Origin of the sequence: Rhodococcus sp. W8901, from assembly GCF_013348805.1 — a bacterium.
GTDB lineage: Bacteria > Actinomycetota > Actinomycetes > Mycobacteriales > Mycobacteriaceae > Prescottella.
Map to the genome: position 1 here is coordinate 829,034 of NZ_CP054690.1, position 26,227 is coordinate 855,260.

The following is a 26,227-nucleotide window of genomic DNA, read 5'->3' on the forward strand; positions in this document are numbered from 1 at the left end:
GGCCGGTCCCGGACGCGCCGTCCGGCCACCGGAGATAAACAAGCATGAGTGCTTGCTTTCTCGGGTGTCGAGTGAAATGCTGGCCCGCAGCCCATCGGAAGTGATCTATCTCACGCCCTGTTCGGTGTCGTGGATCGGGTCGTTTGTTCGTGGGTTTGCTCGGGTCCGCTTCTGCCGAAGAAAGGTCGCGTCAGTGAAATCCAATCTGTCCGGTATCGATTCGTTGGAGTTGAATCTCGCAGCCCGGGTATGTGTGGGGGATGCGTTGACGCGGGTCGCGCGCGTGCTCGGAAGCCGTGAGGCGGTCATCGATCGTGGGCGGCCGGTCACCTACCGCGAACTCGACGATGCCGCGGAGGCCCTGGGACGCGCGTTTCTCGACGCCGGGATCGAACGGCAGCAGCCGGTGGCGATGCTGATGGCCGACGGCTGGAAGCTCCTGGCCACGTATTTCGCGTGCGCGAAGTCGGCGCTGGTCGCGATGCCCGTGAGCATCGCACTGACGGCCGAGGACATCGAATGGATCCTGTGCGACGCGGGCGCCGCCGTCGTCGTGGCCGACGCCGCGTTCGTTCCGCTGCTCGAAGCGGCGCTGCCCCGACTCGACTCGGTGCGCACGGTGGTGGTCGTCGATGCGGCGGTCGACGAGATCGCGGGCCGCGCCGTCCAGCGTTGGGAAACAGTGGTCGACCGCGGTGCCGACGGCCGCCTCGAGGTGATCGTCGAGGATCGGGACCTGGTCCAGTGCCTCTACACTTCCGGTACCACATCCCATCCGAAAGGTGTTCTCACCAGCCATGTCTCGGTGATGGTTGCCGGCCTGACGAACGCGCTGATGCAGGGTAGTTCGTGGGGGAACTCGCCGTCGACCCTGCTGAACGTGCTGCCGCTGTTCCACACCACCGGACTCAACACCCTCGTGCTCCCGATGCTCATGACCGGCGGGCGGGTCGTTCTCCCCGGACGGTTCGATCCAGCCGTGGTACTCGACGCGATCGAGAAGCACGATGTCACGCACGCGATGCTGCTACCGATCATGTGGAAGGCGCTGGTCGACGTGAACGCCGCCGCTCCGAGGAACCTCGAGTCGGTCCGGCTGTGCATCTACGCGATGGCGCAGATGCCGGCCGAGGTCCTCGACCGAGTGGACGCCGCCTTCCCGAACGCGGCGGTGATCCTCGGGTCGGGGCAGACCGAGGTGGTGCCGGCGACGGTGCTGCAGTGGCCCGAACATCGGACCACCAAGCCCGGCTCGTGGGGGCCGCCGGTACCGACGGTAGAGGTGGCGATCATGGACGCCGACGGAACCCTGCTGGCGTCCGGGGAGACCGGCGAGATCGTCTACCGCGGACCGCACGTGTGCAGCGGCTACTGGAACAACATGGAGGCGAACACGAAGGCATTCGCCCACGGGTGGTTCCACAGCGGCGACATAGGCCATATCGACGAGGAGGGCGTCGTGTGGTTCACCGACCGACTCAAGGACATCATCAAGTCCGGCGGCGAGAACGTCTCGTCGCTCGAGGTCGAACGCGTCGTCGCCAATGTGCCCGGAGTGCTGGAATGTTCGGTGATCGGGGTGCCGGACGAGCGGTGGGGAGAGGCGGTGTGTGTGGCCGTAGTCCCGGTACCCGATACCGGCGAGGACGGACTCGAGGCCCGGATCCTCGACCACGCGCGGCAGCAGTTGGCGGGCTTCCAGGTACCGAAGCGTGTCATCGTCGTCGAGGCGCTGCCCAAGACCGCGACCGGCAAGACCCGCAAGCACGAACTACGGACCGCGGTGCAGTCCCGGGTGTGACATCAGACCGCGACGAAGCGGACCGCGGTACCCGGCTGCAGCAGTGCGGGCGGGTCGCGGTCCACGTCCCACATCCGTTCGGGGGTGGTTCCGATCAGTTGCCAGCCACCCGGTGACGAACGCGGATAGATCCCCGTGAACTCGCCGGCCAACCCGACGGCGCCGGCGGGGACCTCGGTGCGGGGCGACGAGCGGCGGGGGACGTGCAGGCCGGTGTCCTCGCCGCCGACGAGATAGCCGAAGCCGGGGCTGAAACCGACGAAGGCCACCGTCCAGGTCCGCTCGGTGTGGGCGGCGATCACCCCGTCGACACTGAGACCGGTGCGATCGCCGACCTCGGCCAGGTCGGGCCCGTCGTAGCAGACGGGGACCGCGACTGGATCGGCCGCGGACATCGCGTCGTCCGCGATCGGCGCGGTCGAGCGCACCCAGGTCGCGATGCTGTCGGGGCGCGCATCGCGGAACCGCACCAGGATCGTGCGGGCCGCCGGAACCAGATCGGTGACGGCGGGGTGGCGGTGCGCCTCGAGTCCACAGAAGTGCGCGACCGCCGCGTCGAGTCCGTCGTACTCGACCAGCAGCGCCCGGTCGCCCATGCCGAGGATCCGCATCAGATGAACGGTTTCACATGGATCTGTTCGGTATCGAGGCGGGCGCGGATGGCCGCTGCCATCGCGACTGCCTCCGGTGTGTCGCCGTGCACGCACACGGTTTCCGCCGCGATCGACACCTGCGAGCCGTCGACGGCGTGCACCCTGCCGCTCGTGACGAGCTGGACCACTCGGTCGGCCACAACATCCGGGTCGTGCAGCACGGCACCGGCCTCGGTCCGGGGAACCAGGATGCCGGCGGGCGTGTAGGCGCGGTCGGCGAAAGCCTCGGTGACGGTGCGCAGCCCGGCCTTCTCGGCCTCCTCCAGGAAGACGGAGCCGGGCAGTCCGAGTACCGGCAACGACGCATCGACCGCGCGGACTGCAGCCACCACGGCACGCGCCTGTTCGCGGTGGTGGACGATCGCGTTGTACAGCGCGCCGTGCGGTTTGACATAGGTGACCGACGAGCCGACAGTACGGGCCAACGCGTCGAGAGCCCCGATCTGGTAGATCACCTCGGCGGTGAGGTCGACGGGTGCGATGTCGATGAAGCGGCGTCCGAAGCCGGCGAGGTCACGGTAGCCAACCTGCGCGCCGATCCTCACACCCTGCGCGACGGCCTCGCGGCATGTGCGGAGCAGCGTCGCGGGATCGCCGGCGTGGAACCCGCTCGCGATGTTGGCGCTCGTGACGAGGCCCAGCATCGCCGCGTCGTCGCCGAGCGTCCACGCGCCGTAACTCTCGCCGAGATCGCTGTTGAGGTCGATGTATGCCACAACTCGATCCTAGTTCCGCGGCCGACGCGCGGCGGACCTGCTTCTACCGTGCGGTCGGCCGGACGGTGAGGATCTGCGACGACGTCCCGATCGGGCCGCGGACGTCACTGACGACGCTGTGCGTGAGTCCGATGCCGGTTGCGCCGAAGCTCACGTTCGTGTCGAAACCGACCCATTCCCCGTGTGGTTCGGCGAACAGGTGGAAGGTGAGGTCCAGATTGGGGAAGGCCACGTCGGTCGGGCTGATACGCGTGGTCATGCCGTTGGCGATGTCGAGCAGGCCGGCGGTCCGCGCGACGGAACTGACCTGCTCGTTCGCGACGAGGTCCGCCGGGGTCCGCACCCAGAACGACGCGCGACCGGGTTCGATCTGGTCCCGCCGTACGTCCGCGGACTCGATGAATCCTCCCGGCCAGACCGTCGTCGCGTCCCACGACGGCATGTCCTCGGGCGCGGCGATGACGGGGAACGGAGTCGCGTGGAACGGCTGCGTCTCGAAGGCCTGCATCAGCCACGCCCGCGCGACGACGGCGGCGCGGCCGTCGTGGCCGAGCGTCGCCTCGACCAGTTCGATCGTGCGCCCGGCACGGATCGTGCGGACGGACGTCTCCACGACGCCGATCGGGAGGGTGCCGAGGATGTCGTAGGACAGTCGGCCGATGGCAGGGCGGTCGTCGCGGCGCCGATCGCGATCGGTCTCGATTGCGTGCGCCAGCAACCCCAGGGCAGGTGCGATGTGCTGTTCCTCGGTGTTCCAGGCGCCGCCGGTGTGGCTGGTTGCGAGGAAGGCCGTCTCGGACAGTCGCTCGAAGTAGTGAATCGGTCTCTCCCTACGGGTTCGGGGTCGCGGCGGATCGGTACTGAATCTAGGACTGCAGTACCGATCCGGGCACCCCCGATCGGGGGTGAGGCGGAGAACGTCGCGTCGGCCCGGCCGGATCCGACTACCCGGGTCGGGCTCAGGGGCGGTAGAACGCAGCCGGGTTGTCGTGCAAGACGAGATCGAGACTAGTTCCAGTTGTCGATCTTGACGTCCCGAGGATCTGGTGCGCCCGTGCCGGTTTCGACCATCGCCTTCAGGCTCATCAGGAAGAGTGCCCATTTGGTGCTGCAATGGTGCATGAACTCCACGGGTTCCTTCCACCCTTCGTGTGTGAAGAGGACGACCGTGTAGTCGCCGTCGCGTCGGAGGTCCCACACCACTCGGGTGCCGACCCATTCCTCGGGCCCTTCGATCACCTCCCAGAGCACTCGCTTCGCGGGCTGGAGCTCGATCACCTTCATATCGAAACCGTCTGCTCCGAAGCGGAACTGGAGTGTCCCTCCGACGTTCGCGTCTCCGTCTGTGTCGCTGGCCCACCAGCCGGCAAGCCCGTCGACCGTCGTCAACGCCGCGTAGACATCGTCGACGGAAGGCGACTTGATCCCGACCCTGTGCAGAATGTCAACCATCTCGAGTCCCTCTCTCTTCTCACTTTTGTCTGTTGCGTTGGATTGCTTCTGCGATCCGCTTGATGCGCTGCAGCCTGGCGTCCCATGTCGACCCGACGGCATTGAGCTGCTCTACGGCGCGGGCGAGTTGTGCGTCATCGACCCGGTAGAGCCGCTCCCGGCCCGCGGGCGTCACATGCACCAAACCGACGCGGTCGAGAACACCGAGGTGTTTCGCGACAGCTTGACGGGTCACGGGTAGCTGCTCACTGAGACTGGTCGCCGTCCCCTCGCCGTCTGCCAGCAGCAGGTCGAGCATTCGTCGCCGTGTCGGGTCCCCGATCGCGGACCAGAGCCCGTCGTCGACAACGGAGTTCATCGGCTCGCACCCAGTCGGCTGATGTACTCGACGAGGCGCGGCAGATGCTGGTCCCATCCCTCGATGTGCGAGTTGTACTGCTCCTCGAGAACAGCGATCTCCCAACCCATCTCACGGAAGCCGGTTTCCGTCATGCGGACCGTCGTGCCCTCTCCCGAGGGGATGAGCTCGAATGTCACCAACAGGGAGTTGCCGGGGGCCGCTGCCTCGTCGGCCGGGTGAACCCAGCGGAAGGAGAACAATCGGGGTGGCTGAGCGTCGATCACCGTGATCGGGGCGACATGTCCGTCGGGGGAGGTCCTGTCGCCCCACACGAGTTCGCCGACGGAGCCCGGGACCGGTTCCAGGTCGACGACCTCGTCGGGCCACCACTCCTTCAGGTGCTCGGGACTGCTGATGACCTCGTAGACCACGTCGGGCTCGGCTTCGACGTATATCGAGCGCTCGATTCGTCCGTACTCCATGCCGGCTCCTCTATCGCAACGTTTGGTTGCACATGAGGGTATCCGGCCGCGGGCCGTATGCGCAACCAATCATTGCGCTTTGTTCTGGTGGTCGGATGGTTTACCGCAGGGCCGGATCGCCGAGGTGGAGTACACGTGCCCCGGATGACTCGGTCATCCGGGGCAACTGCAACACCCGGCACTACGGGAACGTCGCACCCGCGATCACGCAGTGACGAGTACCCGCCCGGCGGATCGGCGCCGTGACGCACCGATCGCCCGGCACGCCAGGTAGATCACGAACGAGATCGCGGTGACGAACGTCGAGACGGGCACGCCGGGTGCGAGCGAGAGCAGGATGCCGCCGACTGCGGCCAGTTCGGCGAACAGGACCGCCAGCACCGTGGCCCGCAGTGGGCTCGCCGTGACGTGTCCGGCTGCGGCGGCCGGGGTGATCAGCAGCGCCATGACGAGCAGTGCGCCGACGATCTGGACACCGAGGGCGGCGGTGATGCCGACCAGGACGGCGAACACGATCGACAGGCCGCGCACCGGGACACCGCGCGCGGCGGCCACATCGGAGTCGGTGCTCGCGAACAGCAGGGGACGGTAGATCACGGCGAGCGTGCCGATCACCACGACCGCGCAGCCCAGGAGCAGCGCCAGGCCGGAGTTGCCGGGGGCCACGATCTGTCCGACCAGCAGCGAGAAGCTGGTGCCGGTGCGGCCGTCGTATGCCCACAGGAACAGCACCGACAGGCCCAGTCCGAAGGCCATGATGACGCCGATCACCGAATCGCGTTCACGCGCTTTCGTTCCCAACAGCCCGAACAGCACTGCGGCGACGACGGATCCGACGACGGCGCCGATACCGACACCGACTCCGATCAGGAGGGCGGCCGACGCGCCGGTCAGCGACAGTTCCGACGTCCCGTGCACCGCGAACGACATCTGCCGGCTCACGATCAGCGGACCGATCACGCCGGCGAGCAGGCCGAGGATCGCGCCCGCGATGAGCGCCTGCTGGACGAAGTCGTACCGCAGCAGATCCGCGGTGGCGGAGAAGTCGAACATGTGCGACATCGCCTCAGTGAACTTGTTGCTCATGCGTGGTCCTCGGTGTGGTGGACGCCCTCGCCGGGGCGGGGTCCGCCGCCGCTGCCGAGCGCGTCGATCGCGTCGCCGGTGCCGACGACCACCAGGCGGCCGCGCACGTGCAGCACCTCGACGTCGGTGCGGTACAACTCGGACAGGACCTCGGAGGTCATGACCTCGGCGGGGGTGCCGATCCGGAACTGGCCGTCGACGAGGTACAGCACGCGGTCGACGAGGGGCAGGATCGGGTTGATCTCGTGGGTCACGAACAGCACCGCGGTGTCGTGTTCGCGGCGACGCCGATCGATCAGTTCGGAGACGCGGTGCTGGTTGGCGAGGTCCAGGCTCAGCAACGGTTCGTCGCACAGCAGCACCTTGGGGTCGCCGACGAGGGCCTGCGCGATCCGCAGCCGTTGCTGCTCGCCGCCGGACATCGACCCGATCGGGGCGTCCGCATAGGACTGGGCACCCACCTGCGCGATCGCGGAGTCCACGACCTTGCGCCGCTCGGCCCGGCCGAACAGCCCGGTACCCCAGCGGTGCCCGTCGTAGCCGAGGCCGACGAGGTCGCGACCGCGCAGGGGCAGTCCCTCGTCGAGCGACTTCTGCTGCGGGACGTAGCCGACGTGCGAGTTACCGGTCCTCGCCGTGGTCCCGGCGATCCGCACGGTGCCGGAGGTGGGGGCGAGCTGGCCGAGCAGGATCTTCATGAGCGAGGTCTTGCCGGAGCCGTTGGGGCCGAGGACAGCGACGAACTCGCCCTGCTCGATCGTCAGGTCCAGGCCCGACCACAGCGTGCGCTCACCGAACGACAACCGCGCGTCGCGCAGTTCGACGGCGGGTGCGGCGACCGCGCCGGTCGCGGTGCTCACCGTGCTCATGATCCGGAGTTCAGGGCGTCGGCCAGCGACTGCGCGGTCTGTGCCTGCCACTGCACGAAGTCCGTGCCCTCGGGCAGGGTCTCGGTGATCTCGACGACGGGGATGCCAGCGCTCTCGGCTGTCTCGCGCATGTTGCGGGTGACCTTGTCCTCGGTCTGCGAGTTGTAGACCAGCACGCGGACCTTCTTGTCGGTGAACAGCTGTCGTGTCTCGGCGATCGCGGCCGGCGCCGGATCGGTGCCGTTCTCGACGGCGCTCGTGAAGGCCTCCGGCGTGAGGTCCTTCAGCTCGGCGGCCTGCAGCAGGTAGTGGGCGATCGGCTCGGTCTGCGCGACGGGAGCGTCGCGGTGTGCGGCCGCGATGCCGGCGGACGTCTCGGACACCTGGCGCAGCTGCGCACGGAACGCCTCGGCGTTGCCGGTGTAGACGTCGGCGCCCTCGGGATCGAGCTTGCCCAACTCCGCGGCGATCGCGTTGGCGGTCGCGGAGACCGTGGGGATGTCGTACCAGACGTGCTCGTTGACCGAGCCGTTCGAATGGCCCGCGTGCTCGGAGTCGGACTCGGTCGCGTGCGGGCCGGTGCGCTCCTCGTAGAGGTCGAACGCGTCGACGGTGGGCTTGGAGCCGGTGGACTCGATGATGTCTTCGACGAACTGGTCGTAGCCGCCGCCGTTGAGGATCACCAGCGACGCATCGCTGATCTTGGCGGCGTCGGCCGGGCTGGCCTCGTACGAGTGCGGATCGGCCGAGGGTTCGGTGACGATCGAGGTGACCTCGAGACGGTCGCCGGCGACGGCCTGCGCCACGCTGCCCCACACGTTGGTGGAGGCGACGACGCGGATCTGGCCGTCGGACCCGGGGGAGCTGCCGCACGCCGTCAGTGTCACCGCGGCGAGGGTCACCCCGATGGCCGCCGCGGCGGAACGTAAGGCATTGGACATGCCGGACATGCGCACAACTACTCCTGGTCACGAATCGGATGATCGGGTGGCCCGGTGGCGGGCCGTTAACGTTATTGGTAACCGTTTCCGTTTACACTTTAGCGGAAGTTTGCAGGTCGCGTCCCTCCAGGTGGTATGTGAGGTGCGTCCGAGTTCGCCGTGTGGCCTCCGAACCGCTACCGTCCCGTTATGCCAAGGTCTCGACAGCCACGCCGCCAAGCCACTCTGGCGTCGCTCGCCGCCGAGCTGAAGGTCTCGCGGACGACCGTCTCCAATGCCTACAACCGTCCCGACCAGCTTTCGGCCGAACTCCGCGAACGTGTGCTGCTCGCGGCCAAGCGTCGCGGATACCCGGGCCCCGACCCGGTGGCCCGCTCGTTGCGGACCCGCCGCGCCGGCGCTGTCGGCCTCCTTCTCACCGAGGCGCTCAGCTACTCCTTCCGGGATCCTGCGGCGATGAGCTTCCTCGCGGGACTCACCGAGTCGTGCGAGGAGGCGGGCTACGGCCTGCTGCTCATCCCGGCCGGCCCCGGCCGCGACGAGGTGGAAGCCGCGGCGGTGGTCCAGCAGGCCGGCGTCGACGGATTCGTCGTGTACTCGGTCGCCGCCGACGACCCCTACCTGGCAGCGGTGCGGGAACGGCATCTGCCCACCGTCATCTGTGATCAGCCGCGCGAGATGCCGGGCGCATCGCTCATCGGCATCGACGACCGTGGTGCCATGCGTAAGGTTGCTGATTATCTGATCTCATTGGGCCACGAGGAGATCGGTGTGCTCTGCATGCGTCTGGGGCGGGACCGCTCGGACGAGGTCGTGGACAGCGGACGCCTGCAGGCGTCGAACTTCCACGTCCAGCGCGAGCGCATCCTCGGCATCCACGACGCCATGCAGGCGGCGGGACTCGATCCGGAGGCGCTCACGGTCGTCGAACGCTACGAGCACACGGCTCAGGACGGATATTCCGCTGCCGCACAGGCTTTGGCGGTCAATCCGCGCATCACCGCGCTGGTGTGCACCACCGACGTCCTCGCCCTCGGCGCACTCGACTGGGCGCGCTGCGAGGGTGTGGACGTCCCCGGACGCCTGTCGATCACCGGATTCGACGGTGTCGAGGATGCACTCCGGGAGGGTCTGACGACGGTGCGCCAGCCGGGTGAGGACAAGGGCCGGCGCGCGGGAGCGCTGCTGCTGTCCGGCTCGGACTCGGGCGTCACCACGGTCGAGATGCTCGAGACGGAGCTGTTGCGCGGCCACACCGCGGCCTCCCCGCCCGAGCCCTGACCGGTGCTCAGCCCGTGATGTCCGCGCTGAGCAGCTGCGCGCACCGCAGCAGCCCCAGGTGGCTGTACGCCTGCGGATGGTTGCCCAGTGAGCGTTCGGCGACGGGGTCGTACTCCTCGGCCAGCAGTCCGGTCGGTCCCGCGGCGTTCACCAACTGCTTGAACAGGGCCTCGGCGTCCGACCGCTGACCGATCAGCAGGTACGCCTCCACCAGCCACGCGGCGCACAGGTGGAAGCCGCCCTCGGTGCCGGGCAGCCCGTCGTCGTGGTGGTAGCGGTACACGGTCGAGCCGCTGCGCAGTTCGGCCTCCGTCGCGACGACCGTCGCGGCGAACCGCTCGTCCTTCGGGTCGATCAGCCCGGACAGTCCGATGAACAACGTGGCCGCATCCAGGTCGGTGCCGTCGTAGGCGGCGGTGTACGACTCGACGTCCGCGTTCCACCCCTTCTCGGTCACTTCCTCGCAGATTTCGCTGCGCAGCGCCGCCCAGTTCTTGCCGGGTTCCCGGCCGAAGTTCTCGGCCAGCGTGAGCGCGCGGTCGATGGTGAGCCAGCCCATCACCTTCGAGTACACGTGGTGCCGGGGGTTGTCGCGGATCTCCCAGATGCCGTGGTCGGGTTCGCTCCAGCGCCGCTCGACCGCCTCGACCATCGCGGACACGAGTTCCCAGTCGCGGTCGGTGAGTGCGTCGGCCCCGGTGATGCCCTTTCTCTGCCGGGCCAGTGCCAGGTTGGAGACCAGGTCGACGATCGGGCCGAACACGTCCAGTTGCACTTGCTGATTCGCGGCGTTGCCGACGCGCACCGGACGGGATCCGGCATAGCCGGGCAGTGAGTCGATGACCGCCTCCGGCGGCAGGCCGGTTCCGTACAGCGTGTAGAGCGGGTGCAGCCGCTCCGGGCCGTGCAGCGTCTCGAGCACGCCGTGCACCCACTCGAGATAGTTCTCGGCCTCCTCGAGCGACCCGAGGCTCACCAGCGCAGACGCGGTCAGCGCCGCGTCGCGCAGCCAGCAGTAGCGGTAGTCCCAGTTGCGGACGCCGCCGATCTCCTCGGGCAACGACGTTGTCGCGGCGGCGAGGATCGACCCGCTCGGCGCGTGCACCAGCCCGCGGAGGGTGAGCGCCGATCGCTTCATCAGATCCGGCTTGAGCGGCGGCAGGTCGAGCGTTTTCACCCAGTCTCGCCAGTACGATTCGGCGATCTCCCGGCGCTCCGGCTCCGAAAGCTGTGAGGGTCCCAGATCTTCGGTGCCGCAACGTAATTCGAGAACGATGGGGCCCTGCGACGGGTCGACGACCGCGAGCGCGGTCTGCTGGGTGCCGTCGGTGGTGATGTCCCAGTGCACGCCGGGGGAACGCAGCACCATCGGCTCGCTCGTGCCGGAGACCCGGAGCCCGTCGGCGTCCGGCTCCAGCTGCACGGGAACCTGACCGAACTCCGGCCGGGGTGCGAAGCTGACGACCGCCTTCGCGCGGCCCGTGATGACGCGGGTGAGGTCGGTGCGGCTCGGCTGGACGTCGTGCGGCAGGTAGTCGGTGACCGTGAGGCTGGCCCAGCGGGTCTGCACGGTCATGGTGCCGTCGAGGTACTGCTGGCTCAGCGGCAGCGCCTCGCGCTGGGGGCCCACGCTGAAGTGGCCGGCCTCGGTGCCGCCGAGCAGGTGTGCGAACACCGCGGCCGAATCCGGTTCGGGGTGGCACAGCCACGTCATGTTGGCGTCGGGCGTGATGAGCGCAACCGAGCGGGGGCTCGCCAGCATCGTCAGCCGCTCGATGGGCGGCGCGTCCGCGCCCGACAGCCACGTCCGGCGCTCCTCGAGCAGGAACGCCAGCGCCGCGGCCACGTCCTCGGTGGAGTCGACGCGGTATTCGGCGAGCGTGTCGCCCTCGCCGACCTTGATGCCGATGTCGGGACCCTGCAGGCGGTCGAACGCCTTCTCGTCGGTGACGTCGTCGCCGAAGAACACGGCGGCCGTCGCCGCCTCCTGGTGACGCAGGATGTCGAGCGCGTTGCCCTTGTCGGTCGCGACGACGGCGAGTTCGATGACGGCTTTGCCCTCGGTGACCTGTACGCCGGTCCACAGGGCGGCCTCGGCGTGCACGGCCGCGAGCGCCTTGGCACCCGCCTCGGGGCTGGCGTTGCGTACGTGCAGGGCGGCGCTGGCCGGCTTGGTCTCGATGGTGACGCCGGGGTGCAGGTCCGCGATGCGGGACAGCTCGGACGTGACCTCGCCCAGGAGCTTGCGGGCATTCGCGTCGATCGCGTGCACGAACCCGACGTCGAACTCGGAGCCGTGGCTGCCGACCAGCTGGACCTCGGCGGGCAGCCGGGACAGCGTCGCGAGGTCCTTGAGCGCGCGACCCGAGATCACGGCGGCCGTGGTGGCGGCCAGTCCGGCCAGCGCACGCAGGGCCCGGACGGACTCGGCGTGGGGGTACGCCTTCTCCGGATCCGAGACGATGGGCGCCATCGTGCCGTCGTAGTCGGACGCCACCAACAGGCGGGGTGTCCGTGCCACGGTGGCCAGGGCTCGGCGGAGTTCGATCGGCAGATCCAGAGCGCTCACAGGTTCAAACCTAAGCGATTACGGGCGCGCTGGCGCGCCGCCCTCGAAGTGCCGGCTGCCACACCGGGTCACACGGGTGTCCGGGACCCGTCGCCGAGGAGCAGTTCGACGGTCAGTTCCAGGCGCTTCGCGACGTCGGTGGCCGACGAGCGACGGGTGAGCCAGGCCACCAGATTCGACAGCCACACGTCGCTTATGACGCGGGAGATTGCGAGCTCGTCCTCGGTGGGTTCGCCGTCGGTCATGGCCCGCGCGAACAGCGTGTCCATGAGCTTGCCGACCTGGTCCACCTCGGCGGCCGCCGAGGCGTCGGCGAACATGAACGCCCGGGTCATGGCCTCGGTGAGGAGGGGGTCGCGCTGCATCGCCTTGGTGATCTGGCCGAGAATGAGCTGCATCCGCTCGAGCGGGCTGCGGCCCGGGGGGATCTTGCCCTTGGACTCGATCCGCTCGAACTCACGCGCGAGGGCGGACACCAGCAGGTGCACCTTCGACGGGAAGTATCGGTAAAGGGTGCCCACCGCGACGTCGGCGCGTTCGGCGACGGCACGCATCTGCACGGCCTCGTAGCCACCCTTGGAAGCGAGTGCGAGGGTCGCATCGAGGATCCTCTTGCGGCGCTCGCGCTGAGCGTTGGAGCTGAGATCGTCCTCGCTGAGGGTCGTGACCGTGCCCCCTGTAGAACGGGATCGGGATGAGGTGGTCATCGACAGTTTCCTTCACGCCTTGACTCTTGACGGCCGAGCATATTAGAACACGTTCTAGATGAAAATGTCATCTATGAGAGGCGGGTAGACGTTGTGACAATCGCCACCACCGACGAGCAGAGGGCCGTCCAGGAGTCGATTCAGGCGTGGGCCCGCTCCGCGGCCCCACTGACCATTTTACGTGAAGGACCTGCGGATTTCTGGCGTCGTACGTGGCCCTCGGTGGCATCCCTGGGGCTGTTCGCCGTGGGTGTTCCGGAGTCCGTCGGTGGGGTCGGCGGACAGGTGGTCGACCTGGCCGCGATGTTGGAGCAGGCGGCCACGGAACTGGTGGGCGGTCCTGTTCTACCGACCGCGCTCGCGGGGCTGGTCCTCGGGCGCGCCGACGGCGCCGTGGCGAAGCAGTGGGCCGCGCAGATCGCCGAGGGCGAGTTGCCGTGTGCGGTCGTCGTCGACGGTCCCGCGGTCTCCGCGGTCCCGGACGCCGACGGCGGTCTGGTCCTGACCGGCGACGCCGGGAACGCGCTGGGCGGCGAGCCGGGTGTCGCGGTGCTGGTGTCGGCGCGTTCCGGCGACTCCGCCGACGGCACCGTGTGGTGCCTCGTCGACGGCGAGGCGCCGGGACTGACCGTCGAGCCGCTCGACATCCTCGACAAGAGCCGCGGCACCGCCCGGGTCCGTTGTGAGGGTGTGGCTGTCTCCGCCGATCGCATCGTCAGCGGTGTCGCTCCGGGACTGGTGCGCGACCTCGCCGCGACCCTCGCGGCCGCCGAGGCCGCCGGCGTCGCGGGCTGGAGCCTGCGGACCGCGGTCGACTACGCGAAGATCCGCGAACAGTTCGGCAAGCCGATCGGCTCCTTCCAGGCGATCAAGCACCTGTGCGCCGAGATGCTGTGCCGTGTCGAGCAGGCGCGCGCGGTCGCGTGGGACGCGGCCGTCGCCGCCGAGGACGCCCTGCCGGACCCGGACACGGGCGGCGCCGGAACCTCGGAACTGCCGATCGCGGCCGCGGTCGCGGCGTCGATCGCGCTCGACGCCGCGGTGCAGACGGCCAAGGACTGCATCCAGGTCCTCGGCGGCATCGGGTTCACGTGGGAGCACGACGCGCACTTCTACCTGCGGCGTGCGGTCTCGCTCAAGCAGATCCTCGGCGGCAGCAACGTGTGGCGCGCGCGGGTCGCGGTCCTGACGCGGGAGGGCGCCCGCCGGCACCTCACGATCGACCTGTCCGAGCTCGATCCGCAGGCCGAGTCGGGGCGCGCCGCGATCCGCGACGAGGTGACCGCGCTGGCCGCCGTCCCGGAGTCGGAGCGTCGGGTGGCGCTCGCCGAGTCGGGCTACGCGGCACCGCACTGGCCGCGCCCGTACGGACGCGGCGCGTCGGCGGCCCAGCAGATCCTCATCGGCGAGGAGATGGCCGCGGCCGGCATCGAACGCCCCGACCTCGTGATCGGCTGGTGGGCCGTGCCGACGGTTCTCGAGCACGGGAGCCCCGAGCAGATCGAGCGGTTCGCACTGCCGACGTTGCGCGGTGAGATCACGTGGTGCCAGCTGTTCAGCGAGCCCGGTGCGGGATCGGACCTGGCGTCACTGCGGACGACGGCCGAGAAGGTCGACGGCGGCTGGAAGCTCAACGGCCAGAAGGTGTGGACGTCGCTGGCCCGCGAGGCGGACTGGGCGATCTGCCTGGCCCGAACCGACAAGGACGCGCCCAAGCACAAGGGCATCACGTACTTCGTGCTCGACATGCGTACCGCCGGGATCAACATCTCGCCGTTGCGAGAGATCACCGGTGACGCGCTGTTCAACGAGGTGTTCCTCGACGACGTCTTCGTCCCGGACGACTGCGTCGTGGGGCAGGTGAACGGCGGTTGGAAGCTGGCCCGCACGACGCTCGCGAACGAGCGGGTCGCGATGAGTGGTGGGTCGTCGCTCGGCAAGGCCGTCGAGGAACTGCTCGAGCTGGCCGGCGATCCCGATCCGGTGACCGCCGACCATCTGGGTGCGCTGATCGCCGAGGCGCTCGTCGGGTCCCTGCTGGAGCTGCGTACCACGCTGCGCCAGCTCGACGGCCAGGATCCGGGGCCCGCGTCGAGCGTCCGCAAGCTCGTCGGTGTCCGCAACCGTCAGGCGGTCGCGGAGTTCGCCGTCGAGCTCGCCGGTGAGGCCGGGTGGGTCGAGGGGCCGCTCACCCGCGAGTTCCTGAACACGCGGTGCCTGTCCATTGCGGGCGGGACGACGCAGATCCTGCTCACGGTGGCTGCCGAACGCCTGCTGGGGCTGCCGCGCGACTGACGGTTTCCCGTCCGGGCCCGGCGTGGCGAGAACGTGATGAACGTGTTCTCGCCACGCCGGGCCTTTCGTCATTCACCTGCAGGTGATAGAACAGGAACACGTTCTAGATCACAGGCGGGATTGGCAGCGTGGACTTCTCTCAGGATCAGACTCAGGAAACGGTGGCGGAGATAGTCGTGGGCCTGTTGGCTCGCGAGCACTCCGATCCCGCCGACACCGGTGGTTTCAACGCCGAGTTGTGGCAGGCGCTCGCGAAGGCGGACCTGCTTTCGCTCGCGGTGCCGGAACGGCTCGGCGGTGACGGGTTGGGCGTCGCCGAGGTGGCGACCATGCTCACCGAGATCGGCCGCGGCGCGGCGCCGGTTCCGGCGCTCGCCACGTTGGGCTTCGGCCTCCTCCCGGTTCTCGCATTGGGGACCACCGAGCAGCAGGACGCCCTGCTCGACGGAATCGCGGGCGGACGGATCCTCACCGCGGCCGTCGCGGAACAGGGTTCGGCGTTCCCGGCGAAGCCGTCCACCATCGCGGTCGCGGACGGCGACCACGTCGTCGTGACCGGGCACAAGGTCGCGGTGCCGTTCGCGGACATCGCACACCGGATCCTGGTGCCCACCGACGCCGGCGTTGTCGTGGTGGCCCCGGACGCTCCCGGCGTCACGCTCACCAAGAGCGCGACTTCCGCGGGCGGACCGGAGTTCTCGGTCCGGCTCGACGGGGTGCGGGTGCTGTCCGCCGACGTCCTGGGTGACGGACTCGACGGTGTCGCGAGCCTCAACCGGATCGCGCTCGCGAGCCTCGGCGCGTACGCCGACGGACTGCTCGCCGGCGCCACCGGCCTGGCGGCCGACCACCTGACCACCCGCGAGCAGTTCGGCAAGCCGCTCGCCGCGTTCCAGGCGGTGGCCCAGCAGATCGCCGATGTGTACGTCACGTCCCGTACGCTGCACGTCTCGGCGCTGGCGTCCACGTGGCGGGTGTCCGAGGGCCTGGACTCCGAGGACGATCTCGACGTGATGGCGTACTGGATCGCGGCCGAGGTGCCCGCCGCGATGCGCACGTTGCACCACCTGCACGGTGGGCTCGGCGTCGACGTCACCTATCCAATGCACCGCTACTTCTCCATTGCCAAGGATCTGGCCCGTCTCGTCGGCGGCGCCTCGTACCGACTCGACCTCGTGGGGGCCCGGTGTTCATCGATCTGACACCCGAACAGCGTGAGCTGCAGGCGGAACTGCGCCGCTACTTCTCCGGACTGATCTCGCCGGCCGAGGCCGAGATCATGCTCACCGAACGCCACGGCCCCACCTACCGGGACGTGATCCGCCGCATGGGCAAGGACGGCTGGCTGGGCGTCGGCTGGCCCGTGGAGTTCGGCGGCCGCGGCTTCGGTGAGATCGAGCAGCAGATCTTCGTCAATGAGGCTGTGCGAGCAGATGTTCCGTTGCCGTCGGTGACGTTGCAGACCGTCGGACCGACGCTGATGACGTACGGCACCGAGGAGCAGAAGCGCAAGTTCCTGCCGGCGATCCTGGCCGGCGAGGTGCACTTCGCGATCGGCTACTCGGAGCCCGACGCCGGCACCGACCTTGCGGCCCTGCGCACCACCGCCGTCCGCGACGGCGACGACTATGTCGTCAACGGGCAGAAGATCTTCACGACCGGTGGCCACGACGCCGACTACATCTGGCTCGCGGTCCGCACCGGCGACGCCGAATCGCGGCACCGGGGTATCTCGATCCTCATCGTGGACACCAAGGACCCCGGGTTCACCTGGACGCCGATCATCACCGCCGACGGCGCGCACCACGTCAACGCCACGTACTACTCCGACGTCCGGGTGCCGGCGAGCATGCTTGTCGGCGAGGAGAACAAGGGCTGGAAGCTCATCACGACCCAGCTCAATCACGAGCGCGTCATGCTCGGGCCGGCCGGCCGCGTCGCCGGGCTGTACGAGAAGGTGTACGAGTGGGCCGCGAAGCGGGATCTGTTGTCGCTGCCGGACGTCCGACGTGGGCTCGGCGAGATCCACGCGACGTACCGCCTCAACGAGCTGCTGAACTGGCAGGTCGCTGCCGCGACCGGTGACGTCGACATCGCCGACGCGTCGGCCACCAAGGTCTTCGCCACCGAGCGCATTCAGCGGGTGGGTCGGATCGCCGACGAGATCGTCGGCGCGCACGGCGACCCGGGTGATCCCGAGACCGCCGCGCTGATGCGCTGGCTGGACGTCCAGATCAAGCGCAATGTCGTCATCACGTTCGGTGGCGGTGTCAACGAGGTCATGCGCGAGTTGATCGCGGTGGCCGGTCTGGGACTGCCGAGGGTGCCGCGATGACCGATACGACAGATTCGACCGCACAGATTCTGGCCGGGGCCGAGCAGGTCAACGCCGGGGGTGCCAGTAAGCCCCGCGCCGGGCGCGATCCGGTGAACATGCCGATGATCCGCAACTGGCTCGAGGCGATCGGCGACGAGAACCCGATCTATGTCGACGAGAATGCGGCTGTCGCAGCGGGTTACGACGGAATCGTCGCGCCTCCGGCGATGGCGCAGGTATGGACCATGCGCGGCCTCGGAGCGGTGCGCGAGGAGGACGACCCGCTGGGTCGGATGACGCAGATCCTCGACGACGCCGGTTTCACGTCGGTGGTCGCGACCAACTGTGATCAGATCTACCACCGCTATCTCCGTCCCGGCGAGGAGGTGACGATCGAGTCGAACCTCGAGGACGTGGTCGGGCCCAAGAAGACCGGGCTCGGCGAGGGCTGGTTCTTCACCACCCGCAACTTCTGGAAGGTCGGCGACGAGATCGTCGCCGAGATGCTCTTCCGCATCCTCAAGTTCGCGCCGCCCGCCAAGGCGCCGCAGGCGCCGGAATCATCTTCCGTTCCCGAGGATCTCGATCCCTCGCGGATGCTGCGCCCCACGCCGTCGCGCGACACCCAGTTCTTCTGGGACGGTGTCGCCGCGCACGAGTTGAGGATCCAGCAGCGCCCCGACGGCAGTCTGCAGCATCCGCCGGTGCCGGCGCTGTGGAAGGACAAGACCGAGACCACCGACTATGTCGTCGCGTCCGGCCGCGGAACCGTGTTCAGCTTCGTCGTCCACCACGCGCCCAAGGTGCCCGGTCGGTCGCTGCCGTTCGTGGTGGCCCTGGTCGAACTCGACGAGGGCGTGCGCATGCTCGGTGAGTTGCGCGACGTCGACCCGTCGGAGGTCGCGGTCGGCATGCCGGTGCAGGCCCAGTTCCTCGACTTCCCGGGCGATGACGAGACCGGGAACGAACCCTGGACGCTGTACGCGTGGCGTCCGGTGAAGGAGTCGTAAATGACCAGCGCACTCGACATCTCCGTCGGCGACACGCTGCCGGGTCTCTCGATCCATGGTGATCCCACGTTCATCGTCTCGACGGCGTTGGCCACCAGGGACTTCCAGGACGTCCACCACGACCGGGACAAGGCGCAGCAGCGCGGGTCGAAGGACATCTTCGTCAACATCCTCACCGACACCGGCCTGGTGCAGCGCTTCGTCACGGACTGGGCCGGTCCGCGGGCGCGGATCACGTCGATCAAGCTGCGACTCGGGGTGCCGTGGTACGCGTACGACACGCTGAATCTCTCGGGTGAGGTGGTGGCCGCCGAGGACGGGCTGATCACCGTCAAGGTGGTCGGCAAGGACAGCCTCGGCGACCACATCACGTCCACGGTCACCCTGGTGATGAACGACGACTCGGATGGAGCACGGGCATGAGCGGGTTGTCCGGGAAGGCCGCGATCGTCGGCATCGGCGCCACCGACTTCTCCAAGGACTCGGGCCGCAGCGAGCTCCGGCTCGCGGCGGAGGCGGTGCAGGCCGCACTCGACGACGCGGGTCTGAAGCCGTCCGACGTGGACGGCCTGACGTCGTTCACGATGGACACCAACACCGAAGCGGCGGTCGCCCGTTCGGTCGGTATCCCGAACCTGAAGTTCTTCAGCCGCATCCACTACGGCGGCGGCGCGGCGTGCGCCACCATCCAGCAGGCGGCCATGGCCGTCGCCACCGGTGTCGCCGACGTCGTGGTGGCGTACCGCGCGTTCAACGAGCGCTCGGGCGCACGCTTCGGGCAGGTCAACGCCGGCCTGGTGCAGCAGGTGAACTCGTCGGGCACCGACAACGCCTTCTCGTACCCGCACGGGCTGGGGACGCCGGCGTCGTTCGTCGCGATGGTCGCGCAGCGGTACATGCACGTGTACGGCGCCACCAGTGAGGATTTCGGCCGTATCGCGGTCGCGGACCGCAAGCACGCGGCGGTCAACCCCGCCGCGTTCTTCTACGGCAAGCCGATCACGCTCGAGGACCATCAGAACTCGCGGTTCATCGCGGAGCCGCTGCACCTGCTGGACTGCTGCCAGGAGACCGACGGCGGCATCGCGATCGTCGTGACGTCGCCCGAGCGAGCGAAGGACCTGCCGAACAAGCCGGCGATCGTCGCGGCGGCCGCACAGGGCAGTGGGCCGGACCAGTACATCATGACCAGCTACTACCGCGACGGGCTGACGGGTCTGCCCGAGATGGGCCTGGTCGCCGACCAGTTGTGGGAGCAGTCCGGGCTGCGGCCGTCGGACATGCAGACCGCGGTGCTGTACGACCACTTCACGCCATACGTGCTGATGCAGCTCGAGGAACTCGGCTTCTGCGGGCGCGGCGAGGCCCGGGACTTCATCGCCGACGGCGCGATCGAGCTGGGCGGGCGCCTGCCGATCAACACCCACGGAGGCCAGCTGGGTGAGGCGTACATCCACGGTATGAACGGCATCGCGGAGGGCGTGCGGCAGATCCGCGGCACCTCGGTGAACCAGGTTCCGGACGTCGAGAACGTGCTCGTGACCGCCGGCACCGGTGTTCCCACCTCGGGACTCGTGCTCACGGCGTAGGCGCCTGCGGCGCCCGTGCGCTTTTCCGGTAGTCGGCGCTATCGGAAAAGTGCACGGGCGCGAAGCGCCTAGTGGGTCGCGAGGGCGACTCGGCGCCGTTCCTCCGCCGTCTCCGGTCGGCCCTCTCCGGGCAGGTCGATGCGGACGTGGTGGAGGCGTCCGCTGAATTCGAACCGGCCGTCGACCTCGTCGCACACCGGGCTGCCGCGGTTGATGCCGATGTCGAGCTGCTCGTTCATGCTGAAGATCGCGCGGGTGGTCTTCTCGATCCGTCCGGTACCGACGACGACACCGTCGACGGAAAGCGTTGCCGTTCCGCCCTTCCCGATCCCACCGCCGTCGTATTCGAACGCGACGGACACCTCGCGGTTCTCGGCGGTCAGGGGTACCTCGCCGCGCACGAACGTCAGGCCGCCGCCGCTGAAGTTGTAGCAGAACACGGGCTTCGAATCGAGAACGTAGAGGGCCAGGCCGCCGAACCGGCCGCCCACGCTCGCCAGCGTTCCCTCGCACGGGTTTCCGCCGGTCTCGAGCGTGGCCGTGATCCTGTACGAGCGGTTGAAGAACGGCGGTGCCGCCTTCTCCGGCAGGCCGTTCATGTGCGGGTACAACGTGATGCTCGTCCGTCCGCGCAGCGGATGCGGCGGGCGGTCCTTGGGTGCAGCGTTCCTCGTCACGGTGCGGTCGTCGAGGGGGAGCACCTGGTAGCGCGCCGCCTCGACGAGGAACTTCTGCTTGAGTTCCTCGAGCTTCTCCGGGTACTCGGCCGCCAGGTCGCGGGCCTGCGACCAGTCGACGGTGGTGTCATACAGCTCCCATCGATCCTCGTCGAACGCAGGGAGCTGCAGTCCGTGCGTCGCCATCAGCCACGGTGCCCGGTGCAGCGTCACGGCCGTCCACCCGTGGTCGTAGATGCCGCGGTTGCCGTAGATCTCGAAGTACTGCGTGGTGTGCCGGTCCTCGGCGTCGGCGTCGGCGAACGTGTAGTTCATCGCGACACCCTCCATGGGCTTCTGCGGCACGCCGTCGACGGTGTCCGGCGCCGGCACGCCCACCGCCTCGAGGATCGTCGGGGTGATGTCCACGCAGTGATGCCACTGGTCGCGGATGCCGGACTCGGCGATCCCCTCGGGCCAGTGCGCGATCAGCCCGTTGCGGGTGCCGCCGTAGTGGGAAGCGGCCTGCTTGGTCCACTGGTACGGGGTGTCGAGCGCCATCGCCCACGACGCCGGGTAGTGCGGGTAGCTCGTCGGGGTGCCCAGTTCGTCGAACTTCTCGAGCACCTCGGCGGTGGTCTGCTTGTAGCCGTTGAGCCCGGCGAGGTAGTTGAACGAGCCCTCCATGCCGCCCTCGGCGGACGCGCCGTTGTCGCCGAGCATGTACAGCACCAGGGTGTTGTCGAGTGCGCCCGTCTCCTGCAGCCGGTCGACGAGCCGGCCGACCTGGTCGTCGGTGTGCTCGAGGAAGGCCGCGTACAGCTCCATCAGCCGGGCCGAGACCTTCTTCTGGTCGGCGTCCAGATCGTCCCAGTGCGGCAGGTCCGGCGCCCACGGGGCGAGCTCCGTGTCCGGCGCGACCACCCCGAGCTGCTTCTGCCGCTCGAGGGTGATCTCCCGCTGGCGGTCCCAGCCGTGGTCGAACTCGCCGCGGTACTTGTCGAGATAGCTGTCCGGCACCTGCAGTGGGGCGTGGCACGCGCCGAACGGCAGGTAGCAGAACCACGGCTTGTCCGGGTCCATCGTGCCGACCGACTCGATCCACTCCATCGCGCGGTCCACCAGGTCCTCCGACATGTGGTAGCCCTCTTCGGGCGAGCACGGCGGATCGACGACGGTGAAGTCGCGGTACAGAACCGGGGAGAACTGGTCGGATTCGGCGCCGAGGAAGCCGTAGAAGCGATCGAAACCCTCACGGGTGGGCCATCGGTCGAACGGCCCCGCCTCACTGATCTCCCACGTCGGCGTCTGGTGCATCTTGCCGAACGCGCCGGTCGCGTACCCGTTGCCCTGCAGGATTCGCGCCACCGTCGCCGCCGAGGCCGGACGGGTCCCGTTGTAACCCGGTGCCGCCGTGGCCTGTTCGGCGATCACGCCGAAGCCGACGCTGTGGTGGTTGCGTCCGGTGAGCGTCGCCGTGCGGGTCGGCGAGCACAGCGCCGTGGTGTGGAAGCGGGTGTACTTGACGCCGTCCGCGGCCAGTCGATCGGCGGTGGGCGTGCGGCACGGACCGCCGAATGCCGACGCGGTACCGAAACCGACGTCGTCGAGCATGATCAGCAGGACGTTGGGTGCGCCCTCCGGTGGGCGCACCGGTTGCGGACGTGTGAACGGTTCCTGCTGATCGCGGTAGTCGACCGCGGCGGAGATATGCGGGTCGGTGCGGACGATAGGAATCGAATGCCGATTCATGGTGCGCCTCTCTGGATGATGGAACGGGGAAACGCGTTCGGTTTCGTTGCGGCGAAGCTGGTTTCGTCTCGAGTGTGTGGGCAGCAGGTTGAGCAGCGGTTCTCCGTCGTGCCGGAGATGCGGGGGAGCGTACCCGCAACGCCTTGACCGTTAAAGCGCCGACTTACTAGTCTCGCGGCGTGTCGAATCCCGGAAATGCGAAGAGCGCGATGATCGAGGTCGCCGAGCGGATGTTCGCCGAGCGTGGCATCGACGGCGTGTCGATGCGCGACGTCGCCGCCGCTGCCGGCCAGAAGAACAACTCGGCCGTGCAGTACCACTTCGGCGGGCGGGACGGTCTCGTTCTCGAGGTCTTCCGTAGGCGCATGCGGGAAATCAATCTCAGTCGCGCGGCCTTCCTGGCGAAACTGGACGAGGAGGGACTCGGGCACGACGTGCGTGGACTCGTCGAGGCCGTCGTCGTGCCGCTCGCCGACTATCTCCGGACCTCCGGGACCGATTCGTACTACGCACAGTTCATCGCTCGCGTATCCCCGTCGGTGGACATCGCGAACACGGAACTGTCCGACGTCACGGAGGTCAGCCGCGAGGTGTCCACCAGGCTGATGCGAGCACTCGGTCACCTGCCGCGCCGTGTCGCGGTCGTTCGTGTCGATCTGATGCTCAACATGGCTGTGTCGGCGCTCGCGGTGTTCGAGCAGCGGCGCAACAGCGGGAACCCGGTCGTGGACACCGACTTCGACGAGACCGTGCGTCATCTGATCGACATGTCGGTGGGGGCGTTGGAGGCTCCGGAATCGGCCTCGGCCTGAAGTCCGGCGGGGGCCGGGGTCGCCAGTCCACCGGTGGCAGGCTTGCGACCGTGCTTCATCACGAGCGCGACGGCGATGCCCACGAGCCCGACGGCTCCCGCGTACAGGAAGCCGCGTGAGAGCGCCGTGTCCGCGTAGAGGACGGCGTGGATCGCCATGAACCAGAAGATCCCGTGGAAACCGAACCCGTCGATCAACCAGCCGGCGATGAACGGTCCTGCGACGGCGGACATGCCGATACCCGTCGCCACCATGCCCAGAGCGACAGGGACGAAGTCGCGGGGCATGATGTCGCGCACGAGGCTGTACGAGAGCGCGACGATCCCGACGAGAACTCCCTGCAGTGCGCGACCGGCGAGCAGGACGGCAAACGAGTCTGCAGTTGCACAGACAACGCTGCCGAGCACGAAGACGCCGGCCAGGCCGAGGATCACCCGCTTCTTGCCGATCTTGTCCGACGCCTTCCCGATGAGCGGCATGAGCGTTGCCCCGGTGAGCGTGACGATCGAGACATTCGGGCTCGAGGAACATTGCCTCGAACTGAAGTGAGAGCGAGCGCCATCGTTGTCCTTTGGGTCGGTAGAGATCGACGACGCATGCGCTCGGTGATATTGGGGCGCAGATAGTTTCGTCGTCGAGTGAGAGTGCCAGGCGGCGGCGCGTTCAATGAGGAATGGGGCGGGCGGGTGGGCGCCCCAGGGGGGGGCTTAGTCACAGTGTCGGGACGCGTGTGATCGCGGTCCCGCTCAGTGGAAACGGGAGGATCGCCTTCGTGGTACGGGTTCGAGTGGCCACTCAATAGTGTTCCTGTGCAGCTAGTTTCAAGAATTAAGTCAGTGTCTTGACGAGTTAAGTCACTGACTGATAGTTTGCCGAGGATGTCCCTCGTCGGATCGACCGGGCGGCGGACGTCGGCGGTGGTGTGTTCAGGGCGGGAACCCTCAGTAACAGGAGTCTTGTATGACGGCGCTGACGAGTAGTCGCACGGTGGCGATCGGTGGCCATTCGATCGAATTCGGACCTCGCGGAATGCGTAGGTGTGCAGATGGATTCGAGTCATTACCGTATGAGCGATTCGAGTTGCGGCCTGTGACGCCATACATCGGCGCGGAGATTCGCGGCGTGGATCTGCGCGATCCGAGTATCGACGTCATCGAGGATTTGCGGCGCGCGCTGCTCGAGTGGAAGGTCGTGTTCTTCCGGGGTCAGCAGATCACGGGCGCGCAGCACCGAGACTTCGCTCGCCACTGGGGCGACCTCGAGATCCACCCGCTTCTCCCGCAGGGTGAGGTCCCCGAGGTGGTTCATTTCGAGCGCGGTGAGGGCAACCCCGGCACCGAGAACATCTGGCACGTGGACGTGACGTGGCAGAAGCGTCCCCCGCTCGGTTCGGTTCTGCGCGCGCTCGAGGTCCCGCCCGCCGGCGGCGACACCCTGTGGGCCGACATGGGGCAACGCGTACGACTGCCTGTCCGACGAGGTCAAGGCGAAGATCGAGGGCCGGGTCGCGATTCACGATTTCGTGCCGTCCTTCGGCCGCTCGATGGGTCCCGAGAAACTTGCACAGATGAAGGAGGCGTATCCGCCGGTCGCACACCCGATCGTGCGGATCCATCCCGAGACCGGGCGCAGGACCCTGTTCGTCAACAGCCTGTTCACGACGCACATCCCGGACATGGATCCGGCCGAGGGTGAGGCGCTGTTGCGGCACCTCTTCGACCAGGCCAAGGTCCCCGACTTCCAGTGCCGATTCAAGTGGCAGCCCAACTCGATTGCCTTCTGGGACAACCGCGCAACGCAGCACTATGCGGCCAGCGACTACTTCCCGCACCGCCGGGTCATGGAACGCGTGGCCATTCTCGGAGATGTTCCCGCCTGATCTCGAGTCCTCCGACGAACGCCAGGAGTGTGGATATGGTTCGACCTCTCGACGAGCTGGGCCGCCGGCTACCGCTACCTGCTCAACCTTCTCAATGCAGGACTCGAGCAGGTCGTCTTCAGTGCGGATCCGGAGTATCCGGAAGTTGTTCACCTGCAGGACAATACGAAGTGGTAGGCGACCGAGTCGCCGGACTGTCTCTTCGGCCATGCCGTCCTCGACCCCGAGGGGACCTACCGGCTCACCGGGACCGGCGGCCGGGTCCGGTACATCGGGCTGACGCTGTACGACACCCACGATCTCTACGAGAAGGCGCAGTCCGGCGACGGCGGGCCGAAGGACTACCGGGCGGCGTTCAAGGCGGCCACCGGATCCGGGCTGGGTGCGACGTCGAACCCGGGTGGAATCACGTTGCAGGACAACGGCGATTTCGAGGTCGTCATCAGCGCGCAGCCGCACGAGGGTAACTGGCTGCCGATGGATCCGCGGACCCTGCGCGACGCCGAACGCAACGTCCTGCGGACACAGCCTCCGGTCAGTTCGACGTATGCGAGAGACGGCGGCCATATCGCTTACGGTGGTGGATCTTTCGAGATCGGTCCCGACGAGGCCCTGATTCTCGAGGTCACGCCGCCGGACTGCCACTTCTGGAACATCCACGTCGGGGACTACTGGGGTCAGTCTCTCGGCTACACGTATCGGCAGACCTCGCTCAACGGCCATCAAGCCGTGCTCGACGAGGACGGGGTGTTCAGGGCCGTCGTGGCGCATCGCGATCCCGGCGTCGCGAACTGGCTCGACACGGCGGGTAACACCTTCACCCGCTGCGTGTACCGGTGGTGGCTCGCGTCCACCCAGGATCTGCCGGCGCCGACGGTGCGTAAGGTGATGTTCGACGACGTGCTCGCAGCACTGCCCGCCACGACCGCGCGTGTCGGGGTGGGGGAGCGCCGCGAGGTACTCGGTCGGCGGCGTGCAGCGGTGCTGAAACGCTACTTTCGTTGAACCACAGAGTGAGTG

24 protein-coding genes and 1 pseudogene are annotated in these 26,227 nt (G+C 68.1%); 12 read left to right on the top strand and 13 right to left on the bottom strand.

The annotated features are described in order from the left end of the window. Positions 1 to 193: 193 nt before the first annotated feature. The gene (locus tag HUN07_RS03830; protein WP_254622785.1) at positions 194 to 1,801 is read left to right on the top strand and encodes a class I adenylate-forming enzyme family protein; all 1,608 of its coding nucleotides are present in this window, start codon (positions 194 to 196) and stop codon (positions 1,799 to 1,801) included. A gap of 2 nt (positions 1,802 to 1,803) precedes the next feature. Here the strand turns inward: HUN07_RS03830 and HUN07_RS03835 are convergent, their stop codons facing one another. The 9 genes from HUN07_RS03835 to HUN07_RS03875 all read right to left on the bottom strand — a co-directional run bounded on the left by HUN07_RS03835 (position 1,804) and on the right by HUN07_RS03875 (position 8,349). Beyond that, a complete protein-coding gene (locus tag HUN07_RS03835) occupies positions 1,804 to 2,412 on the bottom strand; it encodes a 5-oxoprolinase subunit B family protein (protein WP_114723384.1) in 609 nt (202 codons plus the stop codon). Then, entirely contained in the window at positions 2,412 to 3,170 is a 759-nt protein-coding gene (locus tag HUN07_RS03840; RefSeq protein ID WP_114723383.1) for a LamB/YcsF family protein, read from the bottom strand. The genes HUN07_RS03835 and HUN07_RS03840 overlap by 1 nt, the downstream gene beginning before the upstream one ends. A gap of 43 nt (positions 3,171 to 3,213) precedes the next feature. After that, on the bottom strand, positions 3,214 to 3,990 hold the full coding sequence (locus tag HUN07_RS03845) for a thioesterase family protein (RefSeq protein WP_174914419.1): 777 nt from the start codon (positions 3,988 to 3,990) through the stop codon (positions 3,214 to 3,216). A 188-nt stretch (positions 3,991 to 4,178) separates the two neighbouring features. Then, complete coding sequence (locus tag HUN07_RS03850; protein WP_174908023.1) at positions 4,179 to 4,622, bottom strand: SRPBCC family protein; 444 nt, start codon at positions 4,620 to 4,622, stop codon at positions 4,179 to 4,181. A gap of 19 nt (positions 4,623 to 4,641) precedes the next feature. After that, positions 4,642 to 4,980, bottom strand: coding sequence for an ArsR/SmtB family transcription factor (locus HUN07_RS03855; RefSeq protein ID WP_114723668.1), 339 nt, complete (start codon positions 4,978 to 4,980; stop codon positions 4,642 to 4,644). Further along, the gene (locus HUN07_RS03860; RefSeq protein ID WP_174908025.1) at positions 4,977 to 5,444 is read right to left on the bottom strand and encodes an SRPBCC family protein; all 468 of its coding nucleotides are present in this window, start codon (positions 5,442 to 5,444) and stop codon (positions 4,977 to 4,979) included. Before HUN07_RS03860 ends, HUN07_RS03855 begins: the two co-directional genes overlap by 4 nt. 204 nt (positions 5,445 to 5,648) lie before the next feature. Then, positions 5,649 to 6,530, bottom strand: coding sequence for a metal ABC transporter permease (locus HUN07_RS03865; protein ID WP_174908027.1), 882 nt, complete (start codon positions 6,528 to 6,530; stop codon positions 5,649 to 5,651). Then, positions 6,527 to 7,399: a metal ABC transporter ATP-binding protein gene (locus tag HUN07_RS03870; RefSeq protein WP_174908029.1), complete on the bottom strand. Its 873-nt coding sequence runs from the start codon at positions 7,397 to 7,399 to the stop codon at positions 6,527 to 6,529. The genes HUN07_RS03865 and HUN07_RS03870 overlap by 4 nt, the downstream gene beginning before the upstream one ends. Beyond that, positions 7,396 to 8,349, bottom strand: a complete 954-nt coding sequence (locus HUN07_RS03875) for a metal ABC transporter solute-binding protein, Zn/Mn family (RefSeq protein ID WP_254622786.1) — start codon at positions 8,347 to 8,349, stop codon at positions 7,396 to 7,398. Before HUN07_RS03875 ends, HUN07_RS03870 begins: the two co-directional genes overlap by 4 nt. A gap of 180 nt (positions 8,350 to 8,529) precedes the next feature. Between HUN07_RS03875 and HUN07_RS03880 the strand changes: the two genes are divergently transcribed. Then, complete coding sequence (locus HUN07_RS03880) at positions 8,530 to 9,621, top strand: LacI family DNA-binding transcriptional regulator (protein WP_174908030.1); 1,092 nt, start codon at positions 8,530 to 8,532, stop codon at positions 9,619 to 9,621. 7 nt (positions 9,622 to 9,628) lie between these two features. On the opposite strand, the gene otsB is transcribed toward HUN07_RS03880, so the two are convergent. Both otsB and kstR read right to left on the bottom strand, forming a co-directional pair. Continuing rightward, on the bottom strand, positions 9,629 to 12,190 hold the full coding sequence (otsB, locus tag HUN07_RS03885) for a trehalose-phosphatase (RefSeq protein ID WP_174908033.1): 2,562 nt from the start codon (positions 12,188 to 12,190) through the stop codon (positions 9,629 to 9,631). A gap of 68 nt (positions 12,191 to 12,258) precedes the next feature. Further along, positions 12,259 to 12,897 carry a cholesterol catabolism transcriptional regulator KstR gene (gene kstR / locus HUN07_RS03890; protein ID WP_114723662.1) on the bottom strand — a complete coding sequence of 213 codons (639 nt, stop codon included), beginning with the start codon at positions 12,895 to 12,897 and terminating at the stop codon, positions 12,259 to 12,261. Between the two features lie 93 nt (positions 12,898 to 12,990). On the opposite strand from kstR, the gene HUN07_RS03895 reads away from it, so the two are divergent. The 6 genes from HUN07_RS03895 to HUN07_RS03920 all read left to right on the top strand — a co-directional run bounded on the left by HUN07_RS03895 (position 12,991) and on the right by HUN07_RS03920 (position 20,108). Further along, complete coding sequence (locus HUN07_RS03895; RefSeq protein WP_174908035.1) at positions 12,991 to 15,192, top strand: acyl-CoA dehydrogenase; 2,202 nt, start codon at positions 12,991 to 12,993, stop codon at positions 15,190 to 15,192. Between the two features lie 128 nt (positions 15,193 to 15,320). Next, on the top strand, positions 15,321 to 16,394 hold the full coding sequence (locus tag HUN07_RS03900; protein WP_174908037.1) for an acyl-CoA dehydrogenase family protein: 1,074 nt from the start codon (positions 15,321 to 15,323) through the stop codon (positions 16,392 to 16,394). Next, complete coding sequence (locus HUN07_RS03905) at positions 16,379 to 17,527, top strand: acyl-CoA dehydrogenase family protein (protein ID WP_114723659.1); 1,149 nt, start codon at positions 16,379 to 16,381, stop codon at positions 17,525 to 17,527. Before HUN07_RS03900 ends, HUN07_RS03905 begins: the two co-directional genes overlap by 16 nt. Beyond that, a complete protein-coding gene (locus HUN07_RS03910; RefSeq protein WP_174908039.1) occupies positions 17,524 to 18,519 on the top strand; it encodes a bifunctional MaoC family dehydratase N-terminal/OB-fold nucleic acid binding domain-containing protein in 996 nt (331 codons plus the stop codon). Before HUN07_RS03905 ends, HUN07_RS03910 begins: the two co-directional genes overlap by 4 nt. After that, the gene (locus tag HUN07_RS03915; protein WP_114723657.1) at positions 18,520 to 18,942 is read left to right on the top strand and encodes a MaoC family dehydratase; all 423 of its coding nucleotides are present in this window, start codon (positions 18,520 to 18,522) and stop codon (positions 18,940 to 18,942) included. It abuts the gene before it with no gap. After that, positions 18,939 to 20,108, top strand: a complete 1,170-nt coding sequence (locus tag HUN07_RS03920) for a lipid-transfer protein (protein WP_174908041.1) — start codon at positions 18,939 to 18,941, stop codon at positions 20,106 to 20,108. Before HUN07_RS03915 ends, HUN07_RS03920 begins: the two co-directional genes overlap by 4 nt. A gap of 68 nt (positions 20,109 to 20,176) precedes the next feature. Here HUN07_RS03920 and HUN07_RS03925 read toward each other — a convergent pair whose 3' ends face one another. Further along, positions 20,177 to 22,516 (bottom strand): arylsulfatase, encoded by a 2,340-nt coding sequence (locus HUN07_RS03925; protein WP_174908043.1) that lies wholly within the window; start codon positions 22,514 to 22,516, stop codon positions 20,177 to 20,179. Between the two features lie 179 nt (positions 22,517 to 22,695). Here HUN07_RS03925 and HUN07_RS03930 point away from each other — a divergent pair, with 179 nt between their 5' ends. Beyond that, positions 22,696 to 23,328, top strand: a complete 633-nt coding sequence (locus HUN07_RS03930) for a TetR/AcrR family transcriptional regulator (protein ID WP_254622787.1) — start codon at positions 22,696 to 22,698, stop codon at positions 23,326 to 23,328. Here the strand turns inward: HUN07_RS03930 and HUN07_RS03935 are convergent. Continuing rightward, positions 23,271 to 23,807, bottom strand: coding sequence for an MFS transporter (locus HUN07_RS03935; protein ID WP_254622788.1), 537 nt, complete (start codon positions 23,805 to 23,807; stop codon positions 23,271 to 23,273). The genes HUN07_RS03930 and HUN07_RS03935 overlap by 58 nt on opposite strands. Positions 23,808 to 24,288: 481 nt before the next feature. Here HUN07_RS03935 and HUN07_RS03940 point away from each other — a divergent pair. The 3 genes and pseudogenes from HUN07_RS03940 (at position 24,289) to HUN07_RS26800 (ending at position 26,212) form a co-directional block, all read left to right on the top strand. Further along, positions 24,289 to 25,207 (top strand): annotated as a pseudogene (locus tag HUN07_RS03940) (TauD/TfdA dioxygenase family protein). Positions 25,208 to 25,234: 27 nt separating this feature from the next. Continuing rightward, positions 25,235 to 25,384 carry a hypothetical protein gene (locus HUN07_RS26795; RefSeq protein WP_254622789.1) on the top strand — a complete coding sequence of 50 codons (150 nt, stop codon included), beginning with the start codon at positions 25,235 to 25,237 and terminating at the stop codon, positions 25,382 to 25,384. 234 nt (positions 25,385 to 25,618) lie between these two features. After that, positions 25,619 to 26,212: a DUF1214 domain-containing protein gene (locus tag HUN07_RS26800; protein WP_254622790.1), complete on the top strand. Its 594-nt coding sequence runs from the start codon at positions 25,619 to 25,621 to the stop codon at positions 26,210 to 26,212. Positions 26,213 to 26,227: the final 15 nt, after the last annotated feature.